18 protein-coding genes are annotated in these 17677 nt (G+C 44.9%); 2 read left to right on the top strand and 16 right to left on the bottom strand.

Annotated features, from left to right (window positions below):
* Positions 1 to 12: 12 nt before the first annotated feature.
* Positions 13 to 1407, top strand: coding sequence for an MFS transporter (locus tag F5613_RS15245; RefSeq protein ID WP_179400411.1), 1395 nt, complete (start codon positions 13 to 15; stop codon positions 1405 to 1407).
* A 27-nt stretch (positions 1408 to 1434) separates the two neighbouring features.
* Here the strand turns inward: F5613_RS15245 and F5613_RS15240 are convergent, their stop codons facing one another.
* The 14 genes from F5613_RS15240 to F5613_RS15175 form a co-directional block, all read right to left on the bottom strand.
* Positions 1435 to 1995 (bottom strand): GNAT family N-acetyltransferase, encoded by a 561-nt coding sequence (locus tag F5613_RS15240; protein WP_246303437.1) that lies wholly within the window; start codon positions 1993 to 1995, stop codon positions 1435 to 1437.
* 21 nt (positions 1996 to 2016) lie between these two features.
* Positions 2017 to 2430 (bottom strand): hypothetical protein, encoded by a 414-nt coding sequence (locus F5613_RS15235; RefSeq protein WP_179400410.1) that lies wholly within the window; start codon positions 2428 to 2430, stop codon positions 2017 to 2019.
* A 124-nt stretch (positions 2431 to 2554) separates the two neighbouring features.
* Positions 2555 to 3079 (bottom strand): HD domain-containing protein, encoded by a 525-nt coding sequence (locus F5613_RS15230; RefSeq protein ID WP_068184995.1) that lies wholly within the window; start codon positions 3077 to 3079, stop codon positions 2555 to 2557.
* Between the two features lie 375 nt (positions 3080 to 3454).
* A complete protein-coding gene (locus F5613_RS15225; RefSeq protein WP_179400409.1) occupies positions 3455 to 4771 on the bottom strand; it encodes a M56 family metallopeptidase in 1317 nt (438 codons plus the stop codon).
* A 4-nt stretch (positions 4772 to 4775) separates the two neighbouring features.
* Entirely contained in the window at positions 4776 to 5141 is a 366-nt protein-coding gene (locus tag F5613_RS15220; RefSeq protein ID WP_079683919.1) for a BlaI/MecI/CopY family transcriptional regulator, read from the bottom strand.
* Positions 5142 to 5265: 124 nt separating this feature from the next.
* Positions 5266 to 6033 carry a tetratricopeptide repeat protein gene (locus F5613_RS15215; RefSeq protein ID WP_179400408.1) on the bottom strand — a complete coding sequence of 256 codons (768 nt, stop codon included), beginning with the start codon at positions 6031 to 6033 and terminating at the stop codon, positions 5266 to 5268.
* Complete coding sequence (locus tag F5613_RS15210) at positions 6006 to 7106, bottom strand: glycosyltransferase family 2 protein (protein ID WP_179400407.1); 1101 nt, start codon at positions 7104 to 7106, stop codon at positions 6006 to 6008. Before F5613_RS15210 ends, F5613_RS15215 begins: the two co-directional genes overlap by 28 nt.
* Positions 7103 to 7717 carry a lysophospholipid acyltransferase family protein gene (locus F5613_RS15205; RefSeq protein WP_179400406.1) on the bottom strand — a complete coding sequence of 205 codons (615 nt, stop codon included), beginning with the start codon at positions 7715 to 7717 and terminating at the stop codon, positions 7103 to 7105. The genes F5613_RS15210 and F5613_RS15205 overlap by 4 nt, the downstream gene beginning before the upstream one ends.
* Positions 7714 to 8373, bottom strand: a complete 660-nt coding sequence (locus F5613_RS15200; protein WP_179400405.1) for a carotenoid biosynthesis protein — start codon at positions 8371 to 8373, stop codon at positions 7714 to 7716. Before F5613_RS15200 ends, F5613_RS15205 begins: the two co-directional genes overlap by 4 nt.
* Positions 8370 to 9833, bottom strand: a complete 1464-nt coding sequence (gene crtD, locus F5613_RS15195; RefSeq protein WP_179400404.1) for a 1-hydroxycarotenoid 3,4-desaturase CrtD — start codon at positions 9831 to 9833, stop codon at positions 8370 to 8372. Before crtD ends, F5613_RS15200 begins: the two co-directional genes overlap by 4 nt.
* Positions 9833 to 10354, bottom strand: a complete 522-nt coding sequence (gene idi / locus F5613_RS15190; protein ID WP_179400403.1) for an isopentenyl-diphosphate Delta-isomerase — start codon at positions 10352 to 10354, stop codon at positions 9833 to 9835. The genes crtD and idi overlap by 1 nt, the downstream gene beginning before the upstream one ends.
* Positions 10355 to 10356: 2 nt before the next feature.
* Positions 10357 to 11187: a phytoene/squalene synthase family protein gene (locus F5613_RS15185; protein ID WP_179400402.1), complete on the bottom strand. Its 831-nt coding sequence runs from the start codon at positions 11185 to 11187 to the stop codon at positions 10357 to 10359.
* Positions 11188 to 11190: 3 nt separating this feature from the next.
* A complete protein-coding gene (locus F5613_RS15180) occupies positions 11191 to 12654 on the bottom strand; it encodes a phytoene desaturase family protein (RefSeq protein ID WP_179400401.1) in 1464 nt (487 codons plus the stop codon).
* Between the two features lie 333 nt (positions 12655 to 12987).
* On the bottom strand, positions 12988 to 13641 hold the full coding sequence (locus F5613_RS15175) for an AlbA family DNA-binding domain-containing protein (protein ID WP_179400400.1): 654 nt from the start codon (positions 13639 to 13641) through the stop codon (positions 12988 to 12990).
* Between the two features lie 187 nt (positions 13642 to 13828).
* On the opposite strand from F5613_RS15175, the gene F5613_RS15170 reads away from it, so the two are divergent.
* Positions 13829 to 15154 carry a glucosidase family protein gene (locus F5613_RS15170; RefSeq protein WP_179400399.1) on the top strand — a complete coding sequence of 442 codons (1326 nt, stop codon included), beginning with the start codon at positions 13829 to 13831 and terminating at the stop codon, positions 15152 to 15154.
* A gap of 21 nt (positions 15155 to 15175) precedes the next feature.
* On the opposite strand, the gene F5613_RS15165 is transcribed toward F5613_RS15170, so the two are convergent.
* Together F5613_RS15165 and F5613_RS15160 are read right to left on the bottom strand one after the other, a co-directional pair.
* Positions 15176 to 16513 carry a deoxyribodipyrimidine photo-lyase gene (locus F5613_RS15165; RefSeq protein WP_179400398.1) on the bottom strand — a complete coding sequence of 446 codons (1338 nt, stop codon included), beginning with the start codon at positions 16511 to 16513 and terminating at the stop codon, positions 15176 to 15178.
* A gap of 3 nt (positions 16514 to 16516) precedes the next feature.
* Positions 16517 to 17659 carry an iron-containing alcohol dehydrogenase gene (locus F5613_RS15160; protein ID WP_179400397.1) on the bottom strand — a complete coding sequence of 381 codons (1143 nt, stop codon included), beginning with the start codon at positions 17657 to 17659 and terminating at the stop codon, positions 16517 to 16519.
* Between the last annotated feature and the right edge of the window lie 18 nt (positions 17660 to 17677).

Below are 17677 nucleotides of genomic sequence, written 5' to 3'. Positions count from 1 at the left end.
TCCCTCTATACCATGATTAAATTAAAGGAAAAGATAGGCTATGGCTTCGGCGACATGGCCTCGTCCATGTTTTGGAAACTGTTCGGTTCCTACCTGATGATTTTCTATACGGATGTGTTCGGGTTGCCTGCTGCGGTAGTTGGCACCCTGTTTCTGGTAACCCGCGTGTGGGACTCGGCATTCGATCCCATTGTGGGTGTGGTGGCCGACCGCACCCATTCCCGCTGGGGTAAATTCCGTCCTTACCTGCTTTTTCTGGCCATTCCCTTTTCTGTAATCGGAGTGCTTACCTTCGTCACCCCTCCGTTCGGCGATAACGGAAAGCTGATTTATGCCTACGTTACCTATTCGTTGATGATGATGGTCTATTCGGCCATCAACGTACCCTATGCCTCTTTGCTTGGGGTGATGAGCGACAATCCGAAAGAGCGTAACACATTGTCCACCTATAGGATGGCATTTGCCTATATCGGAAGTTTCATTGCACTGCTCCTCTTTATGCCGATGGTAAACTTCTGGAGCGGTCACAGTAAAGAAATTGCCGCTCAGCAACAAGGCTGGACCCTAGCGGTGGCAGTGATAGCCGTAATGTGCGCCCTTCTGTTTATCGGTTGTTTTGCCCTTACCAGAGAACGGGTCAAGGCGCTTCACGAAAAGCAGGCGCCCTTAAAGGAGGATCTTAAAGATCTATGGAAAAACCGCCCCTGGTGGATTCTTCTGGGTGCGGGAGTTGCCGCCCTGGTATTTAACTCCATCCGCGACGGAGCCACTGTGTATTATTTTAAATACTTCATTGTTGAAGAAGACTTCCAGACCATTTCATTCTTCGGGGTGTCGTTTGTGTTGAGCGGACTCTATCTGTCGGTGGGCCAGATAGCCAACATCGCAGGAGTGATACTGGCAGCACCCGTAAGCAACCGTATCGGGAAAAAGCAGACCTATATGGGTTCGATGGCTATAGCCACCGTTCTAAGTATTCTCTTTTTCTGGTTCGACAAGGATAACCTGCCCCTGATTTTTACCTTTCAGATACTGATAAGCATTTGTGCAGGCAGCATTTTCCCGCTGTTGTGGTCTATGTATGCCGATTGTACCGACTATTCGGAGCTAAAGACCGGCAACAGAGCCACCGGATTAATATTCAGCTCCTCTTCGATGAGTCAGAAATTCGGATGGGCCATAGGAAGTGCGCTAACAGGCTGGCTGCTCTCCTACTTCGGATTCGTAGCCAACGAAGTGCAGCAAGCGGAAGCTATTCAGGGAATCAAGATGTTTATGAGTTTTCTGCCTGCCGCAGGAACCCTGCTTTCCATCGTCTTTATCAGCATGTATCCCCTCAGCGAGAAAAAGATGCTGGAGATAAGTGCCGCATTAAAAAGCCGAAGAGCCGAAACAGTGAAAAGTTAAAGCAGACTCAAGCAACATGCAAACCATTTATTGGGGTGCTACATCCAGCTTCAGCAGGCTGTAAACCTCAATATCCGTATAGATGCCACCGGTGAGCAATTCCCCGTCCCGCTCGATACCCTCAAAAGTAAAGCCGAGCCGGCGGGGAATGCGTTTACTGGGCTCATTACCCACAGCGCACTTAATCTGTATCCGGTTCATATTCAATTCCTGAAAAGCAAAATCGCACAACGCCTTTACCGCGGCAGTCATAATCCCTTTCCCCTGATAGGGCTCGCAAAGCCAGTACCCGATCTCAGTCTTACGGTTCATCCGGTCTGTATCCTTAAATCCGATAAGGCCGGCAAAGGAGTCGTTAACCCGTATGGCAAACAGGTGCTCCTTTTTATCTTCCGGAAGCTCCAAAGCCTCCGTAACAAACTGAACCGAATCTTCTACAGACCGGGTAAACTCTACAAAAGGGAGCCATTTCCCAAGATAGTCCCGTTGAGAATCGATTGCCCGAAAAATATCTTCGGCATCTGTCGGCTGCAGGGCGTGCAACCGCGCCGTATCATTTAGGTTAGTATTCAAAATCATTTTCATCATCAAATTACAATAAATCACAAATCAATCGCAGGTTTTCTTTTTAAGGGTGATAACCACAGCTCCGAAAACGGCTTCTTTTCCATATTTCTCAACGGCTGTACTATCCTTGCAAACCTCTATCATATCGATGGTATTGGGATCAAGGTCTTCGATGGAAGCCCGTTTTTCGCCATCCACAATATACAAAGGCTTTTTTAGTCCGCTGGCCGCACTCGTAACCAGGGTCACCCCCCTGTTCAAACTTCCGGAAGTATTTCCAAGGGTAGAATTAGACGATTTATAGGTAATGGAGGCCGAGTCTGCTCCGCTTACGAACGTCGGTGTAGTGATGCGTTTCTGCGCCTCTGCAGATGGTGCATTTAAAATGAGGGCGGTAAAAAGCAGGGCGGGAGCCATTGCACGCATAATTACGTTGCGATAGGTACTTTTATTCATCTTACTGTGTATTATTAGGTATTAAGATCTGGCAAATAAACAAAATGTTCCTGATATTTAACTGAAAACATAGTTAAATAAACATTATTTCCCCACCAGGTGAGTGGGAATCCCCCCTTGCAGCTTAATCCGACTTGATATCCATCTTTCCGTGATGGAAGAATAATTCGAACAAGGCCTTACCCGAGGCTGTCCGCACCATATTCTTTTCGTACAGAGCAGCCTTCTCCTTTGGATAGTATCCTTCCATCAGATTCACAATCAGGTCGGCTTCAAACAACGCTTCGAATCCATATTCCTTTGCCATGGGCAGCTGATGATGCGTACCTACTACCTTTACCAGCCAATCGATCTCCTTAGGAGCCAGTTTGCCATAGGCAGGCATCCATTCGGACACAATTTCGGCTCCGATCCGCTCCTGATTAACGGGCAGGCAATTGCCGTAAAGCTCCTTGGAACGAGGACAACCAATGTCGTGCAACAAGGCTGCCAGCTCCAGCAACAATACTTTGCGGGTCTTGTAACCCTCCCTTAAAGCAATCAAACGCGTATATTCGTGCACACAAAGTGTATGCGTAATCTGAGACATGTCTTTTGATGCAAAATATTCTATCACACGCATCATCAGGGTATTCACAAGGGTTTTCATACAAATAAAGTTTTAATACCAAACTGCGAATAGAACAATCGAAGGGCGGCAAACGTTTACACAAACCGCTAATCTCTTCATTTTTATAGGTTCAGGCATACGTGTAAACCGAATCCGGGTTACCTGGAATCCACAACAAACCCAGGAGATCTAACCGCATATCATACGAACCGGAAGGCATAAACAAACAGGAACTAAGCACAAAAGAGTATACATCTGCACCACGGGCCCACGGGGACGATAAAACGCGCCCATGGAGCCGTTTAAACGGGCCCATGGGCGCAATGTACAAACTATACTTGTCCTGCAGTAAAGTATAGAGAGATCCCGGCTTAAGTCCCGGTAGATTCCGGACTGTTTACTATTGGGATTGGCTTACTCTTTCGCTTTCTTCATGGTGATAAGAATCACACCATTTTCGCCTCGCTTACCATAAATGGCGGTAGCTGACTCTCCTTTAAGCACATTTACACTTTCAATATCATCCGGATTAATGGCATCGATGGAAGATACGGGAAGTCCGTCTACTATAAATAGCGGTGTTGCTTTAAGTGTTAAAGAACCATCCGCCTGAGTTTCCAAGCTGGATGTGTCCATACGTATAACAATGGAGGTGGGGGTGCGGATATCGGCCGTTACCTCAATCTGATTATCTCTAACTTCCGTTTTGGTTACCTGCTTGGTTGGTTGTCCTTTTACACCTGTAACTACCAGTACATTCTCCTTCGAGCCGGGTTTGTTATCCAGATGAACCATCTGAACATTCATTACAACTTTGGTTGAGTCGGAAACCGGGCGATCGCTCTTAGCACGTTTCTGTGCATTAACGGCCGGTGCAGCCAAAAGAACGGCAGCCAATAAAACTACCGGGATACCCGAACAATAGATGAGTCGGGATGCAGAACTTGAATTCTTTTTTGTCATCATTTCAATACGTTTTTGCAGACTACGGTAGGACAGATTGCTTGCCATGGCAAAGGTTTGCTCGCCAGCGCTTCTGCGGATTAATACTAATTTATATTGGGTTGCATCGATGCCATCACTAAGTAGACGCCTGTCCGCTTCGAACTCATGTATCTGAAGCAATAAACGTCTGAGCAGCCAGCCGAAGGGGTTAAACCAGAACAGCAGGTTCAGCAGGGTTATTATAATTATGTCGATTGAATGACGCAGACGGATGTGGGCCTGTTCGTGATCGATTATCAGGTCGCCGTTCCGTTCAAGATCTGTATTGGAAATCACTATTTTATTCATCCAGGTAAAGGGAGTTACATCCTGTTCCGTTACATAGATCTTTGTGCCGTCCTTCCATAACCTCACGTTACTGCCTCGTAGTATCTTCCCAACCTGTACACAGGCTCTCGCGAAATAGGCGGCAACAAGCAGCAGGCCTGCAAAGTAGAGATAAACAAGAACCTCCATCCATGGAAAAGCAGTATGTACTGCGGCAGGAATTGCCGCCCCCTTGCCGGATAGGATAAGGGTGTTGACCACAATCTTTTCACGGTCATACAGATGGGATAATCCGTCTGCCTGGAAAAAGGGCAGACCTATCGAAAGGGCAAAAAGGATAAAAAGCAGGTAACGGTTCAGGCGGTGGAATACGCTCTGCTTTACCGACAGATAGAAAAAGCCGTAAAACAGAAGCAGACAGATGCTGTTCTTCAATAAAAAGTACAAGAAAGGTTCCATAGCTTTATTCCTTTGATTGTTTTTCCACCTCTTCCAATAACCTCTTTACTTCGTCCACCGAAATCTTATCTTCCCTTATAAAAGTAGAAACAACATTCAGATACGAACTATCGAAATACTTTTTGATCACATTTCCCAGGTTTCCTTTCTTATATTCTTCTTCACTTATCACCGGAAAATAACGGAAGGTTGTACCCAGTGCTTCGTGGTTCAGGTAGCCTTTCTCTTCCAGGCTACGCACATAGGTGGATATGGTGTTGAAATGTGGTTTAGGATCCGGATACATATCAACGATCTGTTTTACGAACAAAGCTCCGGCCGACCAGAAATGGCGCATCACCTCTTCTTCTCTTGTTGTTATCTCTTTCATTTTATAGCAATTGTTTTATTTAAAAATATCACAATGCAAATAAACTAAACATTTTAGTTTTACAACTAAATATTATAGTTAAACAAACTAAAATATTTAGTTAAAGAAAGAAGAGGGTGTAATTTTATTTCTTATTCTTAGCCGCAATCCGCTTCGCAGCAGGATATAACGTATCTTTAACCCAACTGAACTCGGGTTCTTGCTGCAGTATTTTTTCATAAACCTGTACTGCTTTCTGCCATTGTTTTTCTTCTTCGTAGTGTCTGGCAATGGTTGTAAGCACATTCAGATATAACCAGTTTTGTTTAAGGTTTTGATGTTTTTCCATGCGTAACACCGCTTTCTCGTACAAACGCAAGGCTTCTTTTTTATCTCCTCCAAATATACCGGGCATGTGATACAAAAGATTGCCTTTGTCCAGGATGGCCTGCACATTCTGAGAGTCCAGCTTATAGGCTCTGTTTATATATGAAATACTTTCATTTCCCAATGTTAAGGCTTTAAACTTATTGGTTCCTATCCTGAAACCGATAAAAGATCCTTTATAGGCAAGGGCGGTTACATCGTTGGGGGCCGACTTTAACAGGGCGTTCAGATGTTTCTCTCCTTTAGTGATATAGCCCTGGGCCTTATCCTTCTGGTCTGTTCCTAAAAGAAAGCCAATATAACCATAGTAATAGCCTACCAGCTCTTTCCGTTCTTCGTCGGTGATATCATCCGAACGCTCTTCCATCAGTCGGATGATAGCCTCCCACCGGGACATGTCTCCCTGTATATAGGCCAGATAGATGGGTTCCCGATAGGTAGTCTGCCCCATCGCAACGGCGGAAGAAAAGGTCAACAGCAGACTAACAAACCAGATTCTTATTGCAATATATTTCGGTCTTTCCATATAAGTGTTTTATTTCTAAAATTTTGAATCGCTTTATAAACAATACTCACCAGCACGATTTGTTTTACCGGCATCAACAGTACATTATACAAAACCGACTGCTTGCTGGCCAACGAAACAAACAGCTGGATCAACACCAGACAAACCAAATAAATCATACCCATCTCCAACCCGTTAAACATAAAAATCCAACCAGGAGCTATGGTAGTATATAAAACAAAAAAGATGGTTAAATATTGGCTTCCACCGAAAAAATAAAAGATATTCTTCGTAAACCCGTTGATTGCACTGCCCAGGTCGCGATACATCAGGCAACGGATCGATTGGTCGCCCAGCAAAGTGGCCACCTTCAACCTGCGTTCTTTAAAGAATTTCAGTATACGTATATCCTCCACCCGGTTGTGTTTAAACAACTTATGGGGCATGTAATGAAGATAGGTTGCCGCATCAAAAAGCATAAACTGACCATTGGCGGCAGAAAAGCAGGTCCACGGCGATAAACGTACCAGCGAAAGGGGAAGCAGACTAAGCAGGATCAGATTCATCAACGGAATACTGATGCGTGTTCCCCAGCTGGTCATCTCCTGTTTGGGGAAAACAGACAACAAGGTAAGCCCCTGCTCATTCATGTAAGACACAGCCCTTTCAATCAGATCACTTTCCACCCGCACATCGGCATCCAGAAAAAGCAACCGGTCTCCATGCGCTTCAGTAGCCAAGCGGTGGCAGGCATGGTTCTTTCCCAGCCATCCGGAAGGCAGCTCATCGCCTTCGATCAGCCGGATGTATGCACATCTCTCCATGTATGTACGCACCACCTTCGCGGTATCGTCCGTCGAGTTATCATTATATACCAAAATCTCCTGTATCGTATCCTTGCAGCCCATCAGATCTTCAAGTAGAAAACCGATCGCGTTCGCTTCATTTCGTGCGGGAATCAGTACCGAGACTCCTCCCCGGCTTGTATACTTCTTTGGCTTTGGAAGGTAGCACCGGCTCCACCAATTACAAAAAGAGACAAGCAAACGTACGCATGTAAGTCCCATGAACAAATATCCCAGATAGACCATCATTCTCGTTGTTTTAATTTACATGCTGCAGCAAACAGATTAAACTCGTCTTCAATTCGTTCCAGCGAGGTGATGTCTCGCAATGGAAACTCTTTAAGATAAACGGTAAGTCCGGGCTTGTTATCCGAGAAATAGTCGATCAGGTTCACATTAAAAACCAGCTGGATCTCATTCATCCTTTTACCGAGCAGGTATTCAAGTCCCCTTTCAAACCGTATATCCGATGTATATAAACTCTTTATTTCTCCCTGCGGAAACAACAAGAGCAATTGCTGATTGCTGGTCAGCACCTTCAAAGCGTAATCCAGACTTTCAATCACATCCCGGGCATTCTTCCGGATGGAAAAAGCCCCTGCATACGTTAATATCGGATGTTTTTTAAGCTGTTGTTCCAACATCATTACAAAAAACCGTCTCTTAAAGAAACGTTCGTTGGTATAAAGCTGTATAAAGCCATCCCACCACGAGAAATGATTTGCAATCATCAGGATGGGAAGTCCGTTGTCCTTAACATCGCCTTCAAAGCGGATAAACCTGAAATGCCTTCGAAGCCTAACCGCTGTATAGTAACGAAAAAACAGGCCTCCCCAGAATGTATGATTTGCTTTAATCATGGCATAAAGAATATATGAAAGAGACTTATACACATAAAGAATGCAATCTGAACCCAGAAGATTTTCCCGGCAAGGGGATTGTCCGCTTTAATTTTCAGAGCTACAAATAGGCTATGGTAGATTACCGCCATAATAAACCATGTAAGGAAGTTGATAAACGGAGGATAGCCGCTTTGGAACGACCACATCTCCATGGCCGGTGCCGCAACCTCCAGTACCAGATCATACCCCACCATGGCTATTCCGCCCGTTAGTATCCGAAGGATGGGATTGCTTGTTATTTGTGAAACGATGGAATGGGATGCGTAAACTAAAAAGAGCCAGTTGAGTCCGATCAGAAGTGGTGTATCCAACCATTTAACTCCCAGTCCTGTCTCATAGGCATAGGCACCGAACAGCACTCCCGTAGCTACCCCGATTGCCTCAACAAAGAATGAGGTCAGCACAATAAATAGAAAGCATAACACCGTTTTAACACGCCAGTCTTTGTTCCGGTACAATGCCAGTCCGAATACCAGCAACAATGTAATCGGAATAATCTTCACAAACAGATCCCGCGTATAGGGCAATACAAACATCAACAACCCTACCGCATAGAAACGGGCCAGATGTGTGGTTCCCAGTTCGGTCTCCCATTGTCTGAGTCTCTTAATCATAGGGCATCCGGTATTTCATTGCTCACAATCTTAGCGCTGGCGATACATAAAGGAATCCCACCGCCGGGATGTACGCTTCCTCCCACAAAATAAAGATTCTTAATGCCCGGCAGAGTATTGGGGTGGCGTAAGAATGCCGCTAACAATGAGTTGGAGGAGGTGCCATACAATGCTCCGTTTGCCGAGAATGTATCCCTGGCGATGGTAAGTGGCGAGGCAATTCGCTCCGTAACAATACACGATCCGATATCTACACCCAGCATCTTATCTATTTTGCGGACAATGTTTTCCCGGGCTTCTGCAATCAGCTTATCCCACGCTTGTCCACAGTCGGACGGAGCGTTGACCATTACAAACCAATTCTCGCATCCTGCCGGAGCATCGTCCGGTACAATTTTGGAACTGATAAACAGGTAGACCGTTGGATCTGCCGAAAGACTTTTCTCTTTGAACAGGTGTTTGAATTCTTCCCGGTAGTCGCTGCTAAACAATATATTGTGTACATCCAATCGGGGAAAGGATCTGTTTATCCCCCAATAGAATATGAGTGCTGACGATGAGCGTTCAATTTTATTGATGATTCTTTTCAGCGGATGCTTTAACAGGTGATTTGCAACAGAGCGTACATCAACGTCGGACACCACGGCGTCAACAGAGGTGATGCCTGACGCTGTTCTGATACCCGACACGGCAGCACCGTTGCGGATTATCTCCTCCACCCGGGTATTGAACTCAAACCTCACCCCTTGTTTCAAGGCCAGATCATATAAGCTGTTGGCTATGGAGTACATTCCCTTAACCGGGAAAAAGGCCCCTTTGTTATTCTCCAGGTGGGCAATCATATTCAAAGTGGCCGGAGCCCGGAAAGGGCTGGAGCCGTTATAAGTTGCATATCGGTCGAACAGCTGTATCAACCGCGGATCGGTAAAGTCTTTCGCATTGGCGCCGTGCATAGTCCGGAAGAAGTCGAGCTTATGCAACTTAAAGACCATGTGGCGGTAAGGCTCTGTAAGGTAATTAGACAGTTTATGGAAAGCACTGAAAAGAAACACCGGTGCACTTAAGTTATATACCTCTTCGGCATGAAGCAACCTTTTTCTTACTGCTGCGGCATCATGGGGAAACACCCGCTCTATTTCGGAATAGAGGGCTTCCCTGTCCTGATAAAAATTGAACTCCGTTCCGTCCGGGTAAAAGTAACGGCAGTTATTGGACAACCTTACATAGGGCAGACGTTCCGTTTCCTGTACGCTGCATAATTCAAATAATTCGTCCACCAGTTCGGGAAGCGTAAAGAGCGACGGACCGGTATCGAAGCGGTACCCATCCACGTTGATTTGGCCCATCTTCCCTCCAGGGCAACTGTTTTTTTCGTACACAGTTACCTGATGTCCTTTTCTTTGCAGCAGAATGGCCGAAGCCAACCCGCCGATTCCCGAGCCAACGACAGCGATTTTCATTACACAGCCAACTTGTGGGTAAAAATTTCTTTATAGAATTCGTTGAAGATAATACGGAACCAGACGGTATATGATTGGGGATTCTGCTCCATATCCAATTTTATTTCTTCCGGTTTCATGTATTTATAAGAAGCAACCTCTTCGGGGTTGATTACTGGCAATTGATTGGTTTTGCCAATAAATACGTGGTCAATCTCATGCTCCGTAAGCAGATTATCAAAGGGAGCCTTGTACATGAATTTAAACACAAACTGCAGATCCGCCTCCATTCCCATCTCTTCCTTCAACCGTCGCCGGGCTGCGCCGAGGGTATCTTCCCCCGGGTGCGGGTGACTGCAACAGGTGTTTGTCCACAGTCCGGCCGAATGATACTTATCATTGGCTCGCTGCTGCAACAGTACTTCATCGTTTGCATTCAATATAAAAACAGAAAAAGCTCTGTGAAGCATTGCCTTCTCGTGTGCTTCCATCTTCGGCATCGTCCCTATGGGATTATCATTTTCATCGACCAGTATCACCATAATTAATTGAATTTTGTGGAAACAAAAGCTTTAACAAACAGCCAGATCTTCTCATAGTCTGAGACTCTCACGCGTTTGGTAAGCAAAATGTTTGCCGGGGTTTTCTCTATTTTTCGTGTCAGCGTATAATAATACAGGTAAGCCGTGTATACTCCGGCATAAGCGCATTTAGGCAATTGCCTTATCCCTTGCATGGCTACCTTATAGTCTTCTTCAATTTCTTCAAGAATCTCCTTCTTTGTCGATTCATTTAAAGGTTGATTTCTCAAAACGGGGAAATAGATCCGATGCAGCTCCTGGATATCGTGACCGATATCCCGAAGGAAATTTATTTTCTGAAACGCAGACCCCAGGCGCATGGCATAGGGCTTAAGCCGTTCGTATTCCGATTGATTACCATCCACAAATATTTTCAGGCACATTAGTCCCACTACATCGGCCGAGCCATAGATATAATCCTTTATCTCCTTCTCCGAATAACTGCTTCTGAGTAAGTCGCTCCGCATGCTTGAAATAAATGCTTGAATCAAATCATCGTCTATGTTATACCTCTTAACTGTTTGCTGAAATGAGTTCAATATCGGATTCAGGCTTATCCCTTCGGCTTTGGCCTTATAGAAATCCCTTTCGAAATCGTCCAGTAGTTTTGCTTTATCGTATTCATGAAAAGAATCCACAATCTCGTCGGCAAACCTTACAAAACCATACAGGCTGTAAATGGGACCTCTTATCTGAGGATCGAAACAGGTAATGCCCAAAGAGAAGGAGGTGCTGTACCTTTGGGTGACCAGTCGGCTTATGTCGAAAGACAATGTGCTGTATAGTGGATCCATATTCTATTTATTAAAGTATTTACTTGCTTCTCCCGCTGCTATTTTACCGGAAATAATAGCCGGAGGAACACCCGGCCCGGGAACCGTAAGTTGTCCGGTATAGAAAAGGTTCTTCACCTGTTTATTGTGAACAGACGGTTTAAGGAAAGCCGTCTGCAACAGGGTATTTGCCAATCCGTAGGCATTACCCTTGTATGCATTGTAGTCGCGCATAAAGTCAGCTCCGGCATACGACTTATAAAATAACACATCCTTTTTAAGCGATTGCCCCGTGATATTCTCCATCCGGTCGATAAGCTGATTGAAATAAAAAGAACGAATCTCTTCGGAATCGGTAATTCCCGGGGCGATAGGAATCAGGAATATACCCGTCTCTTTACCTTCAGGAGCCAGTTGAGGATCCGTTATGCTGGGGAAACTTGTATAGAACAGCGGTTTATCGGGCCAACCGGGACGATCGTATATATTCTCCGCATGAAGCGTGAAGTCGGTATCAAAAAACAAGGTGTGGTGTGCCACCTGATCTATTTTCCGGTCAAAGCCTACATAATACAACAAAGCCGAAGGAGCCATCACTCTTTTTTGCCAATAGGTTTCGCTATAATTGCGGAATGATTCATCCAGCAGATATTCGGTATGATGGTAGTCGGCTCCTGATATGATCAGGTCGGTTGCATGAAAAGTGTCCTTTACCACAACACCGGTTGCTTTATCCTTCTCTACCACAATTTTGTCGACCGGACTTTGTGTCACGATCTCCACCCCCAGACTTTCGGCCACCTGCTTCATAGCATCCGCCAGACGGAACATACCACCTTTGATATGCCAGGTGCCCAACACCATATCGGCATAATTCATAAGGCAATAGAACAAAGGGGTATTACTTGGCTTTGCTCCCAGAAAGATTACCGGGAATTCCAGCAATTGCCTTAAATAAGGATGTTTAATATGTTGTTTAACCCGCGCACTGATCGTAGTAAAAAATTGAGAAAGCCGTTTTACAGTATCGGGCATGATAAGTTCGGAAAATGAATTAGCCGGCTTATACAATACTTTATCAACTGCCACCCGGTAATTAAACTCGGCGTCCTGTAAAAAAGAACGTAAAAACCGACTGCTTCCGGGCTCCAGGGAATCGAACATGGCATATATCTCCGTTAAATCGGCAGATACTGATAGCGCTTCCTTCTCTGAAAAATAGATCTTATATCCGGGATCCAGCCGAATCAATTCATAATAGTCGGCACTTGTTTTACCGAAATCATTAAAAAAACGTTCTATAAGATCAGGCATCCAATAGAAAGTAGGTCCCATATCGAATGTAAACCCCTCTTCGGTAAACTGCCTCGCCCGCCCTCCGATCGTCTCATTCTTTTCGAACAGAGTGACCTTGTATCCATTCTTTGCCATATAGCAAGCTGCGGATAAAGAGGAAAAACCTGAACCAATCAGAGTCACAGTTTTCATAGCATATAAAATAGGTAAGCAGTCAAAACTTTAATTTTAGTTTACAAAATTAAAAAAATATTTCACAAACCCAAATTTCAAGCCACTAAATTATTAACGATACATAAAATTAGCTTTTAAATTCACTGTTAAAATTCATTTTTTCGAAAAGTTTGTAACTTGTTTTACCCTTTTCTTGTTATATATATGCAATGCATCACACTGATTCTACCTGTGATTAAACACTATTCATCAATTACCTTCGTACAGCCTGTCAGATTTGACAGGCTGTCGCAGGGTACAATAAAGCCTACACTCCATATACTTCAATTAGTAAAATGATTTTCTTCGTTATTATTTAGGTTCATTTGTTCGTTTAAAATAGAATTTTCTATTTACCAGAACAGGTTCGATTAATTGAAAACGGATAAATTTGGCCATCAGATTCTCGGCAGCCCTGCGGGGAATACCTCCCTGTTTACAATATTGATTGAGAGAAATATATTCATTCTGCTCAAGCAGATCAAGCAGAAGTTGCTCTTTCTGGGTAAATTCTACCAAGACGCCTGTGGGACTTCCACTCTGTTGCCACACTTTCAAATGAACGGTCGTAGCCAGGATATTTTCGTCTTTCACGCGTACATAAGCGAGCTCTTTACCGGATTCGTCTTTCGCATAAACAGGTTTCTTATCAGTTTGATCCACGTTGACCAGCAAGACCGAACGACCTTCCACTTTGTATACCTGCATGGAATACTTTACCTCCGGCACACAATACATCTGTGCGGCAGCTTCAATCATATAAATCTCCTCATCCGAACGAATACCGGCAATGCGGCCGTTATCTTTAACTCCGATAAGCAATCTTCCTCCATCCGTATTGGCAAATGCCGATAAAGTACGGGCAATCTTTCTTGCATCCGAAATCTCAAATTTAAAATCCTGCTTCTGATGTTCTCCTTCGGCTATCAGAGAATATATATAGTCTGTATCAGTCATTGCTTTCATACGAATAACATTTTAAGATGGAAGGTCCGAAACAGGTAGAAAGTTGTACACATGTTCGTTTCACACCTACAAAAGTAAAGAAAAAAGTAAGATTGTATAAGTGAATAGGAACAAAACACAATGGGCAAAACGGGACAACCCTCTATATTTGCCACAGAATAAACAACTTACAAAAGCACAATAAACGATGATTAAGCACACTTTCTTATCACTTGCCGCAGCACTTGTATGCCTGACTGCCGGCTGCAGCGGAGCAAAAACTAAATCGCCGGAACAACAATTGGCTTATCAAATTACGAATGACACCCTCATGCATAAGGTGGATTCGATGGCCAGAGAGGTTGTAAAAGGAGGTTTCAATGCGGGCGACGGCTATGGCGAGGTCTGGATTCGCGACTACAATACCTTTATAGAGCTAGCCATGGAGGTAATGCCGGACAGTACCATACAGGACAATCTGATCACCTTCTTCCATTTTCAAGGGAAAACGGGTGATATCGTGGATGGATTTATCGACATCAATAAGGCCGATCTGAATAATAAAGGAGGATATAAATACCGATTATCCGATACGGAACCTCGCTATGCCGCACATAAGAATACGGTGGAGACAGATCACGAGGCATCCCTAGTGCAGGCTGTTTGGCGCTACGTGAATAAAAGTGGTAACAAATCCTTTTTGCAAAAGCAGATTAATGGCCAGACGGTAGAGAAACGTTTGGAGATGGCCCTGGAGTTTTTAATGAACGAGCGACTGGACAAAACATACGGTTTGATTTGGGGTACAACCACAGCAGATTGGGGAGACGTACAGCCGGAGCATCCCTGGGGAGTGGAGCTGGACGAGAACTCACATCTTGCAATAGACATTTACGACAATGCCTTTTTTATCATTGCGTTGAATCACTTTATTGAGCTGACCGACCGTCCCGAAGCTAAAGAGCGCTGGGCAAAGGTTCGCGACGATATTAAGGTAAATACGCGCAAATATCTATGGGACGAAGCGAAACAGAAGTTTATTCCACACATTTACTTAAAAGACTCGCCTTTTCCATCCGATTTCGATGAGAATTCAATTTATTACCACGGCGGAACAGCCATGGCGATCGAAGCCGGATTGCTTTCAAAGGAGGAAATTGCGGCAGCCAATGCAACCATGGTGGCCAATGTAAAGGCATCGGGTGCTCCAACAATCGGACTAACACTCTATCCTCCCTACCCCGAAGGATTCTTCCAAAATAAGGGAATGTATCCCTATGGCTATCAGAACGGCGGCGACTGGACCTGGTTTGGCGGAAGGATGATCCAACAATTGATTCTCAACGGATTTGTTGAGGAAGCATACCAGGAAATAAATCCGATGATAAATCGGGTTATTAAAAACAACGGCTTTTATGAGTGGTATGGTATGGGAAATATACCCAGTGGTTCCGGTAATTTTAAAGGATCGGCCGGGGTACTGGCAAAAGCCATACATTTACTTCACGATTGGGCCGAAAAGAATAACAGGTAAGCAATGTTACAGACAAAGCTGTCAGCTCCACTTCCCGATGTAGGCATTCATGTTGTATTTTCGGTATAATCCGGCTTCATTCATATACCGTACCATACCGAATACCGGCCTTTCCTGCCAGGGGCGATCGTGCAGACCAAAGCACCATCCTATCCCGGTAAAAGAATTGGCGTCGCGACCATCCAAAAAGTAACGGTTGTTCAGATAGCTCATACGATGATAGGCCTCTTGGGGAGTGGCCGACCATTCTATCAGTTTCTTCCCCCAATACATACGCATGGTGTTTTCCATAAAGCCGGTCTGTATCATTTCTCTCATAGCGGCATTCCAGGAAGCATCATGCGTTGCAGCCTCTTCTAACAGGTTGAGGTCGTAAACAAACGGACGCTTGTCCGGTTCATGTAGCTCCAGACTTTTACGACTCCATTCGGGTAATGAATTATAGGAATCGTAGTTCTTTGTAAACCAGATGTAATTATGAGCCAGCTCCCTGCGAACCACCAATTGTTCAATAAACGGAGCCGACTCCGGATATGTCTCTACTGCCTTCCATATCTCCACGGGCGATATAAATCCGAAGTGCAAATAAGCACTCAACCTTGATGTGGCAACCAACGACGGATCGTTCCGGTCATTATCGTACGAGGCAAGTTTATCCTTAACAAAAACATTCAGCAATCGGTTCGCCTCTTGTTCTCCCCCCTTCATCGCAACAGGAATCAACCACGCATCACTTCGCAGCTTCTCAAGTGTATTGGTCAGAATCCGTTCATTTAGTGCGGACAGTTCCGGTGATGCCTCTTTACGGCAGGTCAAGACAGGTATCTCATCCTCCAGCTCTGAAGTGAAGTAAGGTAGTTTATCCGTAATTTTAGGACGCAATGTCCTTGCCGCCCACTCCCCTTTATGAGAAGCAGATTCGACAGGCACAATCAGATTATCCTCCACCTCAATCACCTTACAGGGTGCATGTTCGCCAAGCCATCCGGACCAATCGCGCTGGATGCGCAGGTACCCTTTGTCGGTAACAACACAGGCAGCATTTGAAAGAGGCTCTAAGAAAGCCTCTTCCAACGTACCCGTTCTTATTTCAAATTCACAACCCAGGAGTGATACCCCGGAAGCAAAATCTTTTAATCCCTGAATAAGAAACTCGAAATGACGGTAGTTTGCCTCCGGGAAGGAAGCATCCAGCCGAAACACGACCTTCAGGGGCAAGTTCAATTCGTTTGCCAAACGGATTGCATGAAACAACGCCTGATTATTTCTTATCCGGACCGAAGCCTGCATACGGTAAAGCACATACCTGCCCGGCAGATAAGTCCGGTTGTTCAACTCATGAATCCGTTCTTTTCTCATATCTTACTTGCAGCTTATCAATATTTCGCGGGCAACCTGGGCAGTAACATCGCGGTCTTCGCCAAAGGCAACATTCCGTTCTGTAAACCTACGTGTAATCTCGTCTATGGTCGCATCACCGATATTCTCCTCACTCAACCGGGTATGCAGACCGAGACTACGGAAGAAATCTTCTGTTTTTTTGATAGCCAGGGCAACCCTTTCTTCGGTAGTTCCGCTGGTTATACCCCAGATACGTTCGCCGTATTGAAGAAGCTTATCCTGTTTCTTAGTCGCCAGCACACGCAATGTTCCGGGTAAAACAATCACCAATGTAGCACCGTGGGTAAGACCGTGCAATGCCGTAAGTTCGTGACCTATCATATGGGTAGCCCAGTCGTTGTTAACCCCCATCGAGATAAAACCATTCAACGCCATGGTTGCACACAACATAAAGTCGGCCATCAGGTCGTAATTCGTCTTATTTTCCTTAATCTTTGGGGCAATCTCAATCAGAGAGGCAAGAATACTCTCGGCCCAGCGATCCATCAGACGCGACTGTCCTGGCGAAGTCATATACTGTTCCATTACGTGCACAAACGTATCTGCAATACCACATGCAATCTGGAAATCGGGTAATGTAAACGTAACCTTCGGATCCAGGATTGAAAATACAGGATAATTGCTGTAAAACGGATACTTTTCATGGGTTTCAATCCTTGAAATAACCGCCCCGCTGTTCATCTCGGAACCAGTAGCCGGCAATGTAAGCACCGTCCCCATGGGCACCGATTCCGGATAATACCCTTTTTTTACCAGATCCCAGGCATCTCCGTCGTACAACAATCCCGAAGAGATCAGTTTCGTTCCGTCCAATACCGATCCACCACCAACGGCGAGCAAGAAATCAATCTGTTTCTCTTTACCCAATGCGATAGCTTTACGCAGGGTTTCGATCGTTGGATTCGCTTCAATACCCCAGAATTCGGTAACAATCCGACCTTCCAATGCCTTGATTACCTGATCGTACACACCATTCTTTTTCACGCTGCCACCACCAAAGGTTACCATAATCTTCTTTCCTGCAGGTATTTCCTTTGATAAAGAGGCAATCATTCCATCGCCAAAAATCAGGCGGGTAGGATTCTGAAAACTAAAATTATTCATATGCTTCGATTATATATT

Origin of the sequence: Macellibacteroides fermentans, assembly GCF_013409575.1 — a bacterium.
Classification (GTDB): domain Bacteria; phylum Bacteroidota; class Bacteroidia; order Bacteroidales; family Tannerellaceae; genus Macellibacteroides; species Macellibacteroides fermentans.
The sequence above is the reverse complement of the archived record's forward strand: the minus strand, read 5'-3'. Positions and strand labels throughout refer to the sequence as shown.

Coding starts and splice junctions, on each gene's coding strand:
- F5613_RS15245 (WP_179400411.1), top strand. CDS start 13: ATGATTAAATTAAAGGAAAAGATAGGCTATGGCTTCGGCGACATGGCC.
- F5613_RS15240 (WP_246303437.1), bottom strand. CDS start 1,995: ATGATGAAAATGATTTTGAATACTAACCTAAATGATACGGCGCGGTTG.
- F5613_RS15235 (WP_179400410.1), bottom strand. CDS start 2,430: ATGAATAAAAGTACCTATCGCAACGTAATTATGCGTGCAATGGCTCCC.
- F5613_RS15230 (WP_068184995.1), bottom strand. CDS start 3,079: ATGAAAACCCTTGTGAATACCCTGATGATGCGTGTGATAGAATATTTT.
- F5613_RS15225 (WP_179400409.1), bottom strand. CDS start 4,771: ATGGAACCTTTCTTGTACTTTTTATTGAAGAACAGCATCTGTCTGCTT.
- F5613_RS15220 (WP_079683919.1), bottom strand. CDS start 5,141: ATGAAAGAGATAACAACAAGAGAAGAAGAGGTGATGCGCCATTTCTGG.
- F5613_RS15215 (WP_179400408.1), bottom strand. CDS start 6,033: ATGGAAAGACCGAAATATATTGCAATAAGAATCTGGTTTGTTAGTCTG.
- F5613_RS15210 (WP_179400407.1), bottom strand. CDS start 7,106: ATGATGGTCTATCTGGGATATTTGTTCATGGGACTTACATGCGTACGT.
- F5613_RS15205 (WP_179400406.1), bottom strand. CDS start 7,717: ATGATTAAAGCAAATCATACATTCTGGGGAGGCCTGTTTTTTCGTTAC.
- F5613_RS15200 (WP_179400405.1), bottom strand. CDS start 8,373: ATGATTAAGAGACTCAGACAATGGGAGACCGAACTGGGAACCACACAT.
- crtD (WP_179400404.1), bottom strand. CDS start 9,833: ATGAAAATCGCTGTCGTTGGCTCGGGAATCGGCGGGTTGGCTTCGGCC.
- idi (WP_179400403.1), bottom strand. CDS start 10,354: ATGGTGATACTGGTCGATGAAAATGATAATCCCATAGGGACGATGCCG.
- F5613_RS15185 (WP_179400402.1), bottom strand. CDS start 11,187: ATGGATCCACTATACAGCACATTGTCTTTCGACATAAGCCGACTGGTC.
- F5613_RS15180 (WP_179400401.1), bottom strand. CDS start 12,654: ATGAAAACTGTGACTCTGATTGGTTCAGGTTTTTCCTCTTTATCCGCA.
- F5613_RS15175 (WP_179400400.1), bottom strand. CDS start 13,641: ATGAAAGCAATGACTGATACAGACTATATATATTCTCTGATAGCCGAA.
- F5613_RS15170 (WP_179400399.1), top strand. CDS start 13,829: ATGATTAAGCACACTTTCTTATCACTTGCCGCAGCACTTGTATGCCTG.
- F5613_RS15165 (WP_179400398.1), bottom strand. CDS start 16,513: ATGAGAAAAGAACGGATTCATGAGTTGAACAACCGGACTTATCTGCCG.
- F5613_RS15160 (WP_179400397.1), bottom strand. CDS start 17,659: ATGAATAATTTTAGTTTTCAGAATCCTACCCGCCTGATTTTTGGCGAT.